The sequence below is a fragment of the Paraburkholderia sp. RCC_158 genome (assembly GCF_041355255.1).
In the GTDB taxonomy this organism is placed as follows: Bacteria; Pseudomonadota; Gammaproteobacteria; order Burkholderiales; family Burkholderiaceae; genus Paraburkholderia; species Paraburkholderia graminis.
In genome coordinates this window covers 105528-120194 of record NZ_JBFUPM010000012.1, presented here as the reverse complement: position 1 = coordinate 120194, position 14667 = coordinate 105528, and the positions used below count along the sequence as shown (strand labels likewise).

Sequence of the window (14667 nt, the reverse complement as noted above, 5' to 3'; positions counted from 1 at the left end):
AATGATGCCGCACGATGTCGCGTGCGCGAGACAGTAGCAGCGCGAACACCCGGCGGCCACACAGACAGAGGCCCGTGTGGCATGCTTCTGCGGATGTCCAGAATGAACCGATCGATGCGCCGCCCGAACGATCCGCCGCCGTCCCCTGTCGCTCCCAAACGCAGCGGAATCTTGCGCGGACTGTTCGCGCTGCGGCACTCTTATGACGGATTCCTTACGACCCTGCGTGAAGAAAGCGCATTCCGTCAGGAGACCGCGCTCGCCGCGGTGTTGATGCCGTTTGCGTTGCTGCTGCCGGTCACGCCGGTCGAACGCGTGCTGCTGATTTCGTCGCTGCTGCTGGTGCTGCTGGTCGAGTTGCTGAATTCGAGTATCGAAGCGGCAATCGACCGCATTTCGCTGGAGCGGCACGAGCTTTCAAAACGGGCCAAGGATTGCGGCAGCGCGGCGGTCACGTTGTCGCTGCTGATCTGCGCGACGGTCTGGTTGCTGCTCGCCGGGCCGGTGGTTGTGAGGCTGGCCGGGGCTTATCTTTAGTTTTCTTTGAGCTGGCTCCAGAAGCCGCGCGCGGGGCGGGCCTTCTGAAGCCCGCCAACCATTCGACATTCGACGTCAAGCCACTTGCAGCGGCGAAGCGTCGCGCGCCGGCAATACGGGACGGCGCGTGTCGGCATGCGACAGCGAGCGGCCATCCGCGGCTCCGGCCGACTGCGCGCCATCCACGCGAAACACTGCGACCGCGTCGCGCAAGACCGCCGCCTGTTCTTCCAGCGATTTCGCCGCCGCCGCGGCCTCCTCGACGAGCGCCGCATTGTGCTGCGTGACTTCGTCGATCTGCGAAACGGCCTTGTTGACCTGCTCGATGCCGTCGCTCTGCTCGAGCGCCGCCGCCTCGATCTCGCCCATGATGCCGGTCACGCGCTCCACCGACTGCATCGCCTCGTTCATCGTGCGGCTTGCCTCGGCGACGAGCGATGCGCCCTGCTCCACCTGCGCCGCAGAATCGCCGATCAGCTCCTTGATCTCCTTGGCCGCCGCGCCCGAGCGCTGCGCGAGGCTGCGCACTTCCGAGGCCACGACTGCAAATCCGCGCCCCTGCTCGCCGGCGCGCGCCGCCTCCACCGCCGCGTTCAGCGCGAGAATATTGGTCTGAAACGCAATGCCCTCGATCATGCCGATGATCTCGGTCACCTTGCGCGACGACTCGGTGATGCCGTCCATCGTTTCGGTCACGCGTGACACGACCTTGCCGCCGCGCGTGACGGTATCGAGCGCGCCGTGCGCCAGCCGGTTGGCCTGCTTCGCGTTGTCCGCGTTCTGCTTCACGGTCGCGGAAAGCTGCTCCATGCTGGCCGCCGTCTGCTGAAGCGCCGCGGCTTGCTGCTCGGTGCGCGCCGACAGATCGGTGTTGCCCGAGGCGATTTCGTTCGCGCCCTGCGTGATGGCCGTGGTGCTGCCGCGCACTTGCGAGACCGTTTCGACGAGACCGTCGCGCATCTTCGTCAACGCGCTCAGCAACTGGCCCATTTCATTGCGCGACTGGCTCTTGATCGCCACCGTCAGATCGCCTGCAGCCATGCGCTCGAAGTGCTTGACGGTCGCGTTGACCGGCTTGATCAGCGCCGCCGACAACGCGATGCGCGCCGCCACGCCCACCGCGATGGCGAGTGCGCCGATCGCGGCAAACAGCAGCGTCGCCATCTGGAAGCGTTGCTCGGCGGTCGCGGCCTGGCGATGCTGATTCTCGATCTGCGCGTGTTCGAGTGCGTCGATGGCCTTCGAATACGTCGCGTAAAACGCGTTCGCCGTCTCGCCCTGAATGTTGCGAAACGTGTTGAAGTCGAAGTCGGTGAGCGCCTTGAACTCGAGCTCGATCGCCTTATCGACGAGCGCGCTGCGTGCCTGTTCGACGTTCTGCGCGAGCTTCTGCTCGGCGTCGCTCGCAAACGGGCCGGCCATGTAATTGCGGAAGTCGTTGTTCGACTCGACCAGCACCTTGTGCGCGGCGGGCAGCAGATCGTCGGTCTGCTTGCCGATGCTAAAGAGCGTCTGATACGAGCCCAGCGCCAGTTGCACCTGCAGGAGCTTCTCCGAGCTCGCCTTCAGATGCGAGAGCGCCGACGCGCTGCGCTGCGTGTCGGCGAGGCTGCTGTTGGCGAGCTTCAGCGCGCCATAGCCGACGCCGATCACCGTCAGCAGAAAGGCAACGAATACGCTGATGACCAGCGTCAGGCCGCCACGAATTGTGATGTTGTTTAGCATGGATTCTCCGGAACGGTCTTGTCGATCCGCGACGAGTGCCTGTTGCCCCGCGCTGTCCGCACTTCGCCGCATCCAGTCTTAACGGCTCGCGGCAAGCCTCGCTGAATAGGTGAAATCCATGACTGGCGCGGCTTTCCGGGCAATTCTCGCCTCACTATCTGGGATAGTCGGCGGCATCGGCGAGCCCGGCGCTTTTCCGGGCGCGCAAGATTTCGTTTGTATAATTCGGCGTCTTCGCTCAGGCCCACTTTCATGCTTAGTTTTGCGCTCGGCTTTCTCGTTTCACTGCTGATCACGCTGTTGATCGTGCGCTACGCGCATCTGCATGAAAAATTTTCGACGGACACCGATCTCGCCGGCGTGCAGAAATTCCATGTGCGCCCGGTGCCGCGCATCGGCGGAACGGGCATTCTGCTCGGGCTGATCGCGTCGGCGGTGCAATTGCACGGCGCGTACCCTGCGGTGTCGGGCGGCATCCTCGGACTCATTGCGTGCGGCATGCCGGCCTTCGGCTCGGGTCTCGTCGAAGACCTGACCAAGCGCGTGTCGCCGCTTGCGCGCCTCGTCTGCACGATGGCGGCAGCCGCGCTCGCGTACTTTCTGCTCGACATCGCGGTGACGCGCATCAGCGTGCCGCCGCTCGACTTTCTGCTCTCGTATGCGGTGATTTCGTGCGCGGTGACGGTGCTCGCGGTCGCGGCGCTGGCGAACGCGATCAATATCATCGACGGCTTCAACGGCCTGGCTTCGATGGTCGCGTTCATGATGTTCGCGTCGCTCGCCTACGTGGCCTTCCAGGTGCACGATCCGATCGTGCTGTCGGCATCGTTCATGATGATGGGCGCGGTGCTCGGCTTCTTCATCTGGAACTTCCCGGCGGGGCTGATTTTTCTCGGTGACGGCGGCGCATATTTCATCGGCTTCATGCTCGCCGAGCTGTCGATCATGCTGGTGATGCGCAATCGCGATGTGTCAGCGTGGTATCCGGTGCTGCTCTTCATGTATCCGATCTTCGAGACGTGCTTCTCGATTTACCGGAAGAAGTTTATTCGCGGCATGTCGCCCGGCATTCCCGATGGCGTGCATCTGCATATGCTGGTGTATAAGCGGCTGATGCGCTGGGCAGTCGGCACGCGAACCGCGCGCGAACTCACGCGGCGCAATTCGCTGACGTCGCCTTATTTGTGGCTGCTGTGTCTGATTGCAGTGGTGCCGGCTACGCTGTTCTGGCGGCATACGCTGCATCTGTTCTGTTTCGTGGTGGTGTTCGCGGCGACTTATGTGTGGCTCTATGTGAGCATCGTGCGGTTCAAGTCGCCGCGGTGGATGGTGGTGAGGAAGACCAGGCGGTGAGCGCAGTTCACAGGTCCCCGTGTCAGCGGATTTATCCGGCCTAGCTCTGGCCGCGCGCGCGGCCCTCCTGGATGCGTTGCCGGTGCTCAGCCAGCGCCTCCGGACGCGTGTCCGCATGCCGCAAAATAACGTCCGCGATCTTGGGAACGGGCAGGCGTCCCGTCCCCGTACGCGCAAACTGCTGCTGGCGCACCCGCAGATGCCGGTAAAGTTCACTGCGCTCAAGCAACACCGCGGGAAGCGCAGGGGCGACCATTACGGCTTCATGCGAAAAGACACCGAGCCCTTCAACGATCCACAGCCGCGGAGGAAGCAGGCTGCGCAAAAACCGCACCTTCGCTGCATTCTGCTTCAATGGCGAGGTGCGCACGAACCGCTGCCCATCAACCGTCGTGAGCGTCAACGTGTCGTCGGTTTCACCGTGTGTGACTACCCCTGCCCAATGCTTTGTTTCGACCACGAAGACTCCGAACGGCGCGATCGCCAGATGATCGATTTCAGCAGTCGGAAAGTCGCTCCCCGGTGCGTGGATCAGAACGAGGCCATCCAATACCAGCCAGTCATCACCGCACAGTCGCGTGAGGTGCCAGCGCAGTTCAGCTGACACCTCCCTCTCTCCTTCTTCCCCCCGCTCCTGGGCAGGTGCCGCCCGCGCTTCGCGAGCGTCGTCGTCCGCGAGACGTTGCTGGCTGAAGCTCAGATACGCGTACAGCAATCCAGTCGCGAGCCCGAGGATTTTCTGGATCAGCATGCTGGTTTCTCCTTTAGATGTAGGTGAAACCAGCGTATCGGGCGCTAGGAGAAGTCAAGCATCAGCTCAGGATCGTAAGGCCGGGAGGAAACTGCTCCGCCGTTGGCCGCCCTTCGTTCAGGGCCTCGCAGACAGCATGCGTCGACGTTCCCAGCGCGCGGGCCGCCTTGCGCAGGTTACCGCGGTGTTCCGTCAGGGCGTCCATGGCCTTTTCGCTCGTGAGCACTGGTATGTCCGGCCGCGAGTAGACTGAAGCATCGCAGTATTGGACAGGTTTGCCCCCGACACGCGAGGCTGCTGCGGTAAGAGGCGCGTTCATTAAAACGATGAGTTGGGGCTTCCTGATCCATCGGAAAAACTCGCACCAGTGCTGGAGTCTCTCGGCCGCCTCTTCGGATGTCAGTCGCTGCGTGGACCAGCGATTGATGAGCACCTGCAAATGCTTGCTGCGAAAATTCCAGGGTGTCTGTAGCGCATAGCCGCTCGCGCGCAGCGCTTCAAAGCCCATCAACACCTCCGCCACGCGCCGACATTGCGTTTCGGCCGGCACAGCATCCTTGGCGCGAGTGCGCCAATCGTATGTCGACGTGACCCGGCCTCTGGCGAGCCTGCGAAATTCCCGCCTGAATCCATAGGGCAGCCTGCTGCAGGCAATCACGTACCGGTAGTCGTAAAGAACGTACATGTCTGTTTTCCTTTGTTTGCATCCGTGACCTGGTGGTGCGACAGAGGCACCGACCCGCGTTCAGCGGCGCGACGAGCGCACTGCTGTTTGAGTGCGCTGTTTATCGGGCCGCGCGCGCCACAGGAAAGGAAAATGCGCAGACGATGGCGAGCCGCCATCGAGACGCAGTCAGACGTGAGATTGGAGCAGCCGCCGCTAAACGCCACCTAAAGAGGGGGCAGTGGTCGGAAGTGCGCAAAGAAGAAGAAGAGAGGAAGCGTAGCCGAACGAACGACACTGGCAGTCGCTGTGCCAAACTGCACCTTGACGCCAAGAAAGCGGAGGCGTACGGCCGAACGGATATACCAACAGGCTAACCGGAAGAAATACGGGTGGCTATGTCAGTTCAAGATCGATGCGTCGTGGACGCAGCATGAATATACTCCGACGCTCCCGAAGCTGGCAAGCCCGCGACTGGTGGAACGCATGCTATGCTGGTCCACAGCCAAACAGCGGGGAACCAACATGGATATCGTGTGGCCGTTACTTGGAATCAATGTAATCATTGCAGGACTAGGTTGGTCGATGCGACGCGGTACGCGTCAGCAAAGGCAGCGACTCATCGCGCGACGCGCATCGGCCGTAGCTTCGCGCCAGAAAGAACAGCCACCGCACGCCGTCGCTTCGCACCCGGCAGAACTGCACTGCCCACATTGCGGCCATATCATCGGCGACAGGGACTTCGCACGGCAGCATGCGCCGACGGTCGACTGGTCGGGCCGAGCATCGCGGGATTTCAGGCAGCCACCTGTCTGAGCACGACTCACTGACGCGTGTACGGGAGTGTGCGCCTTCGGCTCGCGCGGGCGGGACGAACTCTCAGAGCACCGTACCGGGCCATTGCCTCGTTGGAGCGCCTGCCGGACGCAGGCATGCTGTCTGCGCCGATCATGGCGGCGATCTTGCCCCCTCGATATACCGGGCCCAGACAATTCGGCTGTCATCGACCGAGTACGACCCGCTCAACAGGCGGACGATTCAAGGGCACCACGTGTCCTGTGTCGCGCGTCGGCCGAAGCCATTGAACGTCCAGGCGACAACCCGCTTTTTGTGCGAAAGCCACGCGCCCCCTTTTGCAATCCCTGCAGCTATGTTCTAATAATTGCAGTACCGTTCGCTCACGTCACGAGCATCGACCATTACACCTCGTTGTTGGGGGTTTGGGGGCCTTTTCGCCCAATTTCTATAGATCCTTTGCTCAGCCGAACAGTCAAGCAAAGCACTTCGCGCGGTTCCTGTTAGCAACATCGACATGAATCGAGCGCCTGCCGCCCGATCAGAGCCAGAGTCTTTCCCAAGGCCCAGAAGTTCCCACTGCGTGCTTCGCATGAGGCCTATCTCCCTCTTTCAGCCCAGTACGCGAGTCGGTATCGCGTAGCAGCCAGTCACCTCTTCTGCAGCAAGTGATCGTCTGCCAACGGAAGTTACGTGCAGGCGAGCTTTTTGAACGCACCAGGGACTTGCCCCTGACGCCCACGCCGCAAATGCGGGCCGTGTTCACGGTGCCTCCATGCCTTTAATGCAATCTGAGGGCGGGGAAGCATCTTCCCTTTTGCGATACACAGCGCAGCATCCATCCAAATAGGCCTTGCAGTCCGTTCATCTTCGGATGAAGACCGCAAGCGCTCCAATGGCGGCCCTGTTCCCTTGCAGGGTGCAGGCCGGTGCTTGTCTGGCACCCGCCGCTCGCCGCTCCCGCATCGACGCGATTCTTCCTTGCGGGGCTCCCATTTTCCCCTCCAGAACCTGCTTCACCAGGGCCCATCCGTAACCGGATCCCATAGCTCAACGCAGTGCCCGGCCCTCCCCCGAATTCAATTGCTTACGTACACGCTGCCCCCGCCCCGGGCCAGCGGTCCTTGCCGACATCCAACGTATTTGCGATATGTCACGAGCTCATCGTGACCGGGGCCGTGTTCGCCTTCCCGCAGGCGAACATGAGTAAAGCTGCGGGTCACAGCCGGGAGATAGCTCATGAGCATGATGTCAAAAGCCGTACACAGTTGCGCAGTAAGCAGCAAAAAAGCAGGCGGCAGTTTTGCGACACAGCAGAACAGGCGGTTCGACACAACAGGTCTTTTGCGCTTTGCCAGACAGCTCGGAGAGTTGCGGGCATCGGTCGGTGAAATTGCGCCGTGGGTGATCCATGCGTATGCCCAATACTGCATTGCGCAGGGCAAAACGGCTGGCACTCTCGCGAACGTATTCTCGGCGGTTCGTGTCACATCGCGCCATGCCGGCCGGGACATCGATCATGTCTGCAACAACACGGAACTCCAACTGGCTCGAAGAGTACGAAGAGGAGCAAAACGGGCTATGAACCCGATGGAAATTGACCAGTTAATCGAGAGAGCGAAACGAATAGATCAGGGGCTAACGCACATGATATCGCTCGCCCTGCATCTCGGACTCCGACGCAAGGAAGCGCTGATGTGCGCGCCGGATCTGCAGATGTGGCTTGACGCACTTGTGCGCGGCGACTCCACGCTTGCGCTGATGCGGGGCTCAAAAAACGCGAGGCCGAGGCAGGTACGGATCATCGAAAGCGAGCGCTCGCAAACCATCGAAGCCATCCGTTGCGCACTCGCGTACGCTCGCGAACACAATCTCGAATTGATTACTGGCACTGGCAGGACCCTCAAATCCGCCATGAACCGACTCAGAGCCCTGCTGCGTCGCGCGGGTATGGTTGGTCCAATCAGTTTTCATTCGCTTCGTTACACCTATGCGCTCAAGAGCGCACTGGAAATGCTGGACGGAGGAATGGCGCCCTATGAAGTCCTCGTGGAACTCAGCGAATCGCTCGGACACGGCCCCACGCGGATCCAGATGATCCTTGGGCACTACTGCCAGTCGATCCGGGAGAGGTTCGAGGGACATATATCGCTTCACAACATTGAATCCGATCGTCACCGGCCGCCGAGCAAACTCCCGCGGGCGACAGCGCGCCTTGCGGCCAAACGTCGACATAGCGAGTTAAGCGGCTACCCCATTGGCCGGATCGATGCGGCGCATGACGTAGCGTGTTCAGCAGACGACACGCCAGGGCAAGAACATCCTTTCAAAGCCTGAAAGACCACCATGTCCGATTCCCCACTCCTCGAACAAGTCAAGCGTTGCGCCGACAAGATAGGATGCAACGAGATGATGTGCGCCATCATGGTTAATGTCTGGTTCGAAGTTGAGCAGACGATGGTTCCGCATTCGCCACGGCCAATTCGGCTGCACGACCTGGATGTGGCTTCGCTTGCAGGCTTTATCGAAGTGCGCTCCAAGCGATGCGTTGACGTCGAGCTACTTCTGCTGGAAATCACCTGCATCAGGATGGTGCTGTTGGAATCCGGCTTCCTTAACAACCAGTTGGCAGCCCTTAGCGTGCGAATAAAACGGGAACGGCTTGCAAATGACGAAAACGGTAAATATCGGTTCGGGAAAACGCTTTGTCCCTGACCTCTAAGCCATTAACTGCGAGCCGCAGATGACTTTGCACATCCCAGCGCGTTGCTGCAACTGAATCTTAACGCCTTGGGCGCCTGCTGCGCGGACAACGGCTGTGAGGGAGCAGGGCCGCTGTGCCGGTAGTGGCGCGGTGGCAGTTAAAGTCAGTTGCCTCAAGCAGAAAAATCCACACCAGCGTTTCTGATGGCTACGCGTTTCGTCACCATGCAGCCCTCGTTACTCCTGGCACTGTGCGCGTTGTGCCGCGCGGACGCGATAAGCTCGATGGCGTTGACCAGTGAGCCACAGAGGGCGCTTCGTCGTCTAACCAGATGTTTCCATCGAGCGATCATATACCTTAGTTATCCTTAATTCCATAGTAGAAATCGAATGCTCATACGGGAATCGACTTGGCGCCCCGCCACGCCTACACGGCCTCCAAGTCGGAACCGCTTTGCGGGGAGAAGCTCCTAAAAGCGATGAAACGCGGGCAAACTTTCGGACCTTAAGATCCAGACAACGGCTGCGATTTCACTATATGCGCTTGCTACAGAGGACGTCCATCAATGCAGGCCCAGCTGGTTCTCTGTTGACGACTGCGATTGCGGCGCCACATCGGAGGACCGTGTATCACTTCCTTTTTACGACGGCTTGCTGATCCACTCTCTGCACGCGTCAGCTCTTACCCCACTCCACACATCGCACTTCCAAATGGGCGGCGAGTCTCACGGGATCGAGATGCTGAAAATGGCTGGCGCGGAAGCGGTTCAATCTCGTGCGCATGAAATGGAGAAGTTCAGACGGATACAGCATCGCTTCGGGCAGGGCAGGATCGAGCGCGCAATGCGAGGGGGCGAAAATTGCAACGGACTCAACCGGGCAGTCATATTCGGCGAGTATCGCACGCAGGTGTCGGAGAGCGGGCTTTGCCCTGCGCAATGGAGACGTCTGGACGGAAACGACGCCGACCTTGTCATGGACAAGCAGTTCGTCATCGTTTAAAGAACGCTTCACGGTGCCCGTCCAGTCGTATTGGTCAATGACAAACGCTCCGAACTCAGTCACAGCAAGACAATCCACCCACGTCACCGGATTGCGCGTTCCGGGCGCGTGCTCAAGCATCACACCTCGGCGTACGACGAATGCGCGGTCGGACATTGTCCGCAGTAGCGCTGCAAGGGTTTTTGACAACGGAAGAGACAAACGCCGTCGATGCGCCATCCAGCCGTCGCGATCGCCAGCCAGTCGCGTGAAATCCGGAACTAGTTCGTGGGAGCATGCGACAGCACAGTGTGCACCTTTATTCGCGACACAGAACAACGTCTTGGCCTGCTTCATTTCTTCTCCTTTCGTGGACTGAACGGGTCATCGGAGAGCAGCTCACTCACGACCTCGACGGCCGGCAAGCACAACCATTAATTCACCATCAATTTGGCATGCTGGTCGCGTCGCGGATCAGAAGGAGTGCCGATAACTCCAGCTTGGCACCTGCAGTGCGAAGTCAAGGCAACGCTTCCAGAAAAGACGCAACTGGAGCGCGTCGGTCATGGGCCTTATCACCCGCTGCCCAGACAGGGGCCGTTAGTGCTTGCCGTATAACTTGCAAGCGGAAGTCACGGATGAGCCCAACGAAAGGAGAGCGGCGTGGGGTCCACAAAGAAGACGGGAATGCGAGGCACAAACAGGCTACTGGCTCCACCAGGAGCGCCACGCCGTCGACGACGGAGGACGACGGGACGATGTCGCCATGAGCATTGCTTGCGAGCGGTGGCGCACGGCTGCGAACCACGCCGGCCCCGAGGCCGCAGTGCATTCGTGATCTGTTGTGGCTTTTCAGCCGCTGTGATGCGCTGATACGCACGATGAAGCTTGCATTTCAGGGTGCCTTAGTTAGGCGATGAACATCGCCCGCCACATGAACCTGTCATATTCTCGGTCCGTCAAGGCTATGAGACGACAGGGGAAATACCATTCGGTGATCGAAGCAACAGCGGCCAGGAAGATCTCGAACCGTAAGGCGGCGAAGTTGTGCTCCGACAAACTGATCGATCGACTGCCGGCTCAGATACCGCGCAAGGACGGCGGGTTGATCCCCGGCGAGTTGAGGATTGGCCGGGCTAAAAAAGCAGCGGGCGGGCGCATGCTGGCGACCGGACTGACTCGCGACCTGGCCAGTGAAGCGGAGCAAAGCAGAGTTGGCAATTGTCATAATGCGGGCAGCCCAAAAAGCAGTCATCACGCCCAGTGGCGAGCTGAATCCGGACATTCCGGGCGACCGCCAGGCGACGTTCTAGCCGCAGCTAGTGCGCAAATCTCAGCACAGGCAGCCAGGCCTCGCCGACCACGTCACTCGGATGGAAGTACGCCGAATGTGTGTGCGCGAGATTCAGGGACATTTGCTGGGGTTGTATGGACTCCAAGTGTCGCCCCGAGCGGATTTCGACCGGCACCGGGGAAGTGCTGACCGAGGCCGCGCAGTGGCAGCAGCGTCCGCTTCGAAAGGGATTGAAGATCCCACCGGTCACCTGGCGGCAGGGGTCAATCAGTTTCCCATTGTTTTCGCGAGCGGTTCACGAACGGCATCGGCATAGTGTGCCTAACCGACCCGGGCGTAAACGCTTTCTAACGTCGCCAGGACCTCCTTCTTGATGTGTGGATCGTTTGAGATGGGCTGCGGACTAACAGAAACGTTTTTCAGCGCTTTCCGCATTGCACGCTCCAGTTCGCGTCGGTACCCGAAAAGGAGGCTTGCGTTGTTGCACTCGATAATGAGCCGCGTTGGTCCCCTACCCTTCCTAATGCGAATGCGAGAAAGGTCTGATCGCTGAACGTTCTCGCCGTTCAACTCCCGAAGAACAGTTTCGGCCGTCACCCCTTCCATTCCAAGATTCAGACTTATCACACGGTTCAATAGCGCTTGTCGGCCGAACTCCTTGTCTAATGCGAGAAGTTTCCGTCCAACAGCAAAAGTCAGTTGGGCATCGCTGAAGCGAACTGGCAAGCTATCGCAAAGTGCCTTGATATACACCGCATCGCGGACGTTCTTTCGGGGAATGTCAAGCGCACGGGCGCAGGCGCTGTAGCTGGTCCATTCCCCTCTGCTCACACCGCCGTGATATCGGCTGGAGATGTTTCTCGGTGAGTCGGGCGTCGTTTTCAGAACCTTGTTTTCAGCGTTGCGGGGCCGGCCAAGCGCGCGCCTAGGCCCAGACACTCGCCCCTTTATCGCTGCAAGCACCGCTCGCGCCGGAAGCTTCCTGCCAGCTCCCAGCTGCTGTCCGATCCGCTGAACCACAGTCTGAAGGCCGTCCCGCGCAATAACGTCGCGTATCACCCGCACCGAATAAGGCGTTAGCTCGGTGGGCGACTCGAACAAGTCTATTATCCCCGGCGGCAGTGCATGCAGCTTAAGCGCCAGCGACAGTTCCGCCTTACTGACGCCCAGCGCGTCAAGTGCGCCCTTCTGGGTAGTCCATTTCCCTTTGGCCAGTCCGTCTTCATAACAAGCAGAAATAATGAAGCAATTGCGCCTTTTGAATGTTCGAAGGAGTCCATTACGGGTCATGGTTCTATCTCACGCTTGATTCGGTGTTGCGGTCCTGTGCCGGCAGAACATTACGATACGCGACTTGCCGGTTAAATGGCGACCGAATGGCGTGTCAAAAACACCCTCTTTTAAGGACGACGACTGGTTGAAACGTCGGGCAGTCACGTGCCATTGGAGGCGCCACATGCGTAGGGACGCTGGACCACGCTGCCAGTTTAGGTGCGAAAGAGGCACGCCTGCTGAGATCCATCTTCCGGGCCGCCAGATGACCTTAGCAAGACGGTGCTCTTTCGGAGCGGACGGCATCTGGACTCTGCGTGCCCCGCTGTCGACGTCAGAGTTAGAAACGGCTAGGCCCCCCACGAATCGGCTCACGGTCGGGGCGACAGCGCCCCACCACCGCATCGTTCTGTTTTAATTGATGAAATTGACTGATTTGCGAAATCTCGATCGTTTGATCAACGGCGCAAGGTTTCACAAATTGGGGAGCGGACCATGCCGCACCTAGCACGGAATCGTGCTACCCCGCCGCGACAATCGTGTTCGCCGCACTGTTGCCTGCCGCTGTTCGCAACAGCATGCTTTTTTGGCCCGCAGGGCAAATGCCGCCTCAAGCTCGACTGGATCACGACCGACGGGTCGCGCTCCGTTGCTTTGCACGGCATCCATCCATATGTCCTCCTTCGATTGACTGCACAAGGCATTCGGCAGAAGCGTCAGCGTTCCTACTGCCGGATTCCCCTGGCGGCGGCGAAACTCCTTGACGCCTCGATTTGCGGAAACGGCAAAACGTCGCTGACAAAAAAGCTGCTGCGACTCAGAGGGCCATGTCAGTGCGATGTCAAGGCAACGTTGGACAGGCTTGCAGCGTACGCAGATGGAAGACAACGAAAGAGCGCCGTCGATTTGATACCGTTGGTCAGTCTTCACTGAAGGAACAAAACAGGGAGGCGCGTCCATTTTAAACGCCCTGCTTCCAGCGAAAGCTACGCTGAATATGTCGCCATTTGCCTGCACGGCAGGCTGACCGACCAGATACAGTTGGTTGAACACAGGCGGTTGACTTCGACAAACGGTAGGCAACGGTAGCGCGAGAACGGGCCGAGGAGCATCGTGTGCACCGTCAGCCTCCGAAATCAGCAGGGTTTCACCGAAACGGAGAGCGTTAATGAAGGTTTCAGCATTTGGCGTCGACATCGGCTACGGCCACACCAAAGGAGCGTTCCGCACAGGAACCGATATCTCTACTGTGAGCTTTCCATCGCTCGCGCCTCTTGTATCCGAACTTGAGTTACCGCCAATCAGAAAACGCGTGGGCAACGAGTCGAGCGTTGTTTTGATGGAGGTGCAAGGCTCTCATTATGCAGTCGGCCCCGGAGTAGAGTCGTTGTCAGTTTGTTCACGCATAACGCGAACGTTGTTCGACAGTTTCTGTTTGACGCCCATGTTCGCGGCGCTGCTCGGCGGAGCACTGCACTCCGCCGGTGTAACCGACATCGAATGCATGGTGCTTGGCCTGCCGGCCCACTTAAGCTGGAAATACTCTCGATATCTTCGCGATGCATTTACAGGCGCCCTCGATTTCGGCCAAGGTTCGATCCACGTCCGCTCGGCAAAGGTCGTTCCCCCGCTGCTCGGATCGCTCAGAATCTTCTCTGATTCTGGCGATGCCCGCTTTGATCCCGAGCACGACCATCTCCTCATCGATGTAGGCTACTCCGAGACTAACTGGCTGCTGTACCATGACCACAGGGTAGATGACCACTGTTCGGGCAGCGTCCGGGGCGGTGCATGGCAGGTCTATAGAACCATTGGATCGTTGATCGCGAACCAGGAACGCCGCCCTGTAGACAATATGGAACGCATTGGCCGATGCCTTGGCGACAAGAGGCCACTTCTGCACTACGGTAAGGACATCGACCTCGCTTCGTTTCTTGAAAGGTTACAAGCCGTCGTGAACGCTGCAGTGGCAAAAATCCGTGATCGCATCCACTATCCCTCCAGGCTGAGGTCGGTCGTATTGACAGGAGGCGGAGCAAGCCTCTACGAGACAGCGGTTCGCGCCGCCTTCCCCCGGACACGCATCGACGTCCTAGACACGCCCTCACACGCAAATGCGAAGGGCTTCGTTCTGATTGGTGAGGCGGTGCTCGCTGGAAGGGGAATTGTGCCAATGTCTGCATGAACTCACGAAACGACGTGGCATCCTGGACCAACAACTGCAGCGCGTTGCTTCGAGGAGCACGAAAGAGGAGTTGTTGGCCCTTCGCGTGACTGTTTGGCGAGCGGCACAGATTGTCAATTGAGATGTCCACCCGTGTTGCCTCACGGGATGAAGGTTATTTTGGAGTACTTATTGCACTTCGGTATTTTTTTTCGGTGAAGACAGCTGCTGCTTAGCAACGTCCGCCTTCACCGCGCCGGCGTCGCCAAGTACGCGGTCACGACGTAGGAACGCAGAGCCCCAACGCTTCACCGTTAACTGCGTCGCGTCTTCCGCCGCGTCGAATCAGCCTAATTCAACAAACGACAAGGCCCCGTGGCTACCCCGCCGCCTAGGCATAGCTCACTGGGTGTAACAGATGTCGAGCT

At 59.5% G+C, this 14667-nt stretch carries 10 protein-coding genes; 5 read left to right on the top strand and 5 right to left on the bottom strand.

The annotated features are described in order from the left end of the window. Positions 1–102 precede the first annotated feature (102 nt). Positions 103–537: a diacylglycerol kinase gene (locus AB6809_RS22615; RefSeq protein WP_370882101.1), complete on the top strand. Its 435-nt coding sequence runs from the start codon at positions 103–105 to the stop codon at positions 535–537. 75 nt (positions 538–612) lie between these two features. Here the strand turns inward: AB6809_RS22615 and AB6809_RS22610 are convergent, their stop codons facing one another. Continuing rightward, positions 613–2262, bottom strand: coding sequence for a methyl-accepting chemotaxis protein (locus AB6809_RS22610; RefSeq protein ID WP_371027248.1), 1650 nt, complete (start codon positions 2260–2262; stop codon positions 613–615). Positions 2263–2514: 252 nt separating this feature from the next. Between AB6809_RS22610 and AB6809_RS22605 the strand changes: the two genes are divergently transcribed. Then, positions 2515–3615: a glycosyltransferase gene (locus AB6809_RS22605; RefSeq protein ID WP_371027247.1), complete on the top strand. Its 1101-nt coding sequence runs from the start codon at positions 2515–2517 to the stop codon at positions 3613–3615. A gap of 40 nt (positions 3616–3655) precedes the next feature. Here the strand turns inward: AB6809_RS22605 and AB6809_RS22600 are convergent, their stop codons facing one another. After that, complete coding sequence (locus AB6809_RS22600) at positions 3656–4366, bottom strand: nuclease-related domain-containing protein (protein ID WP_371027246.1); 711 nt, start codon at positions 4364–4366, stop codon at positions 3656–3658. Positions 4367–4427: 61 nt separating this feature from the next. Next, a complete protein-coding gene (locus AB6809_RS22595; RefSeq protein WP_371027245.1) occupies positions 4428–5051 on the bottom strand; it encodes a hypothetical protein in 624 nt (207 codons plus the stop codon). A gap of 2013 nt (positions 5052–7064) precedes the next feature. Here AB6809_RS22595 and AB6809_RS22590 point away from each other — a divergent pair. After that, positions 7065–8162 carry an integrase domain-containing protein gene (locus AB6809_RS22590; protein ID WP_371027243.1) on the top strand — a complete coding sequence of 366 codons (1098 nt, stop codon included), beginning with the start codon at positions 7065–7067 and terminating at the stop codon, positions 8160–8162. Positions 8163–8171: 9 nt separating this feature from the next. Next, on the top strand, positions 8172–8540 hold the full coding sequence (locus AB6809_RS22585) for a hypothetical protein (protein WP_371027242.1): 369 nt from the start codon (positions 8172–8174) through the stop codon (positions 8538–8540). 663 nt (positions 8541–9203) lie between these two features. On the opposite strand, the gene AB6809_RS22580 is transcribed toward AB6809_RS22585, so the two are convergent. Then, positions 9204–9866, bottom strand: coding sequence for a nuclease-related domain-containing protein (locus AB6809_RS22580; RefSeq protein ID WP_371027240.1), 663 nt, complete (start codon positions 9864–9866; stop codon positions 9204–9206). A gap of 1258 nt (positions 9867–11124) precedes the next feature. Next, positions 11125–12093, bottom strand: a complete 969-nt coding sequence (locus AB6809_RS22575) for a hypothetical protein (RefSeq protein WP_307252317.1) — start codon at positions 12091–12093, stop codon at positions 11125–11127. Positions 12094–13243: 1150 nt separating this feature from the next. On the opposite strand from AB6809_RS22575, the gene AB6809_RS22570 reads away from it, so the two are divergent. Next, positions 13244–14260 (top strand): PRTRC system protein D, encoded by a 1017-nt coding sequence (locus AB6809_RS22570; RefSeq protein ID WP_307252314.1) that lies wholly within the window; start codon positions 13244–13246, stop codon positions 14258–14260. Positions 14261–14667 lie beyond the last annotated feature (407 nt).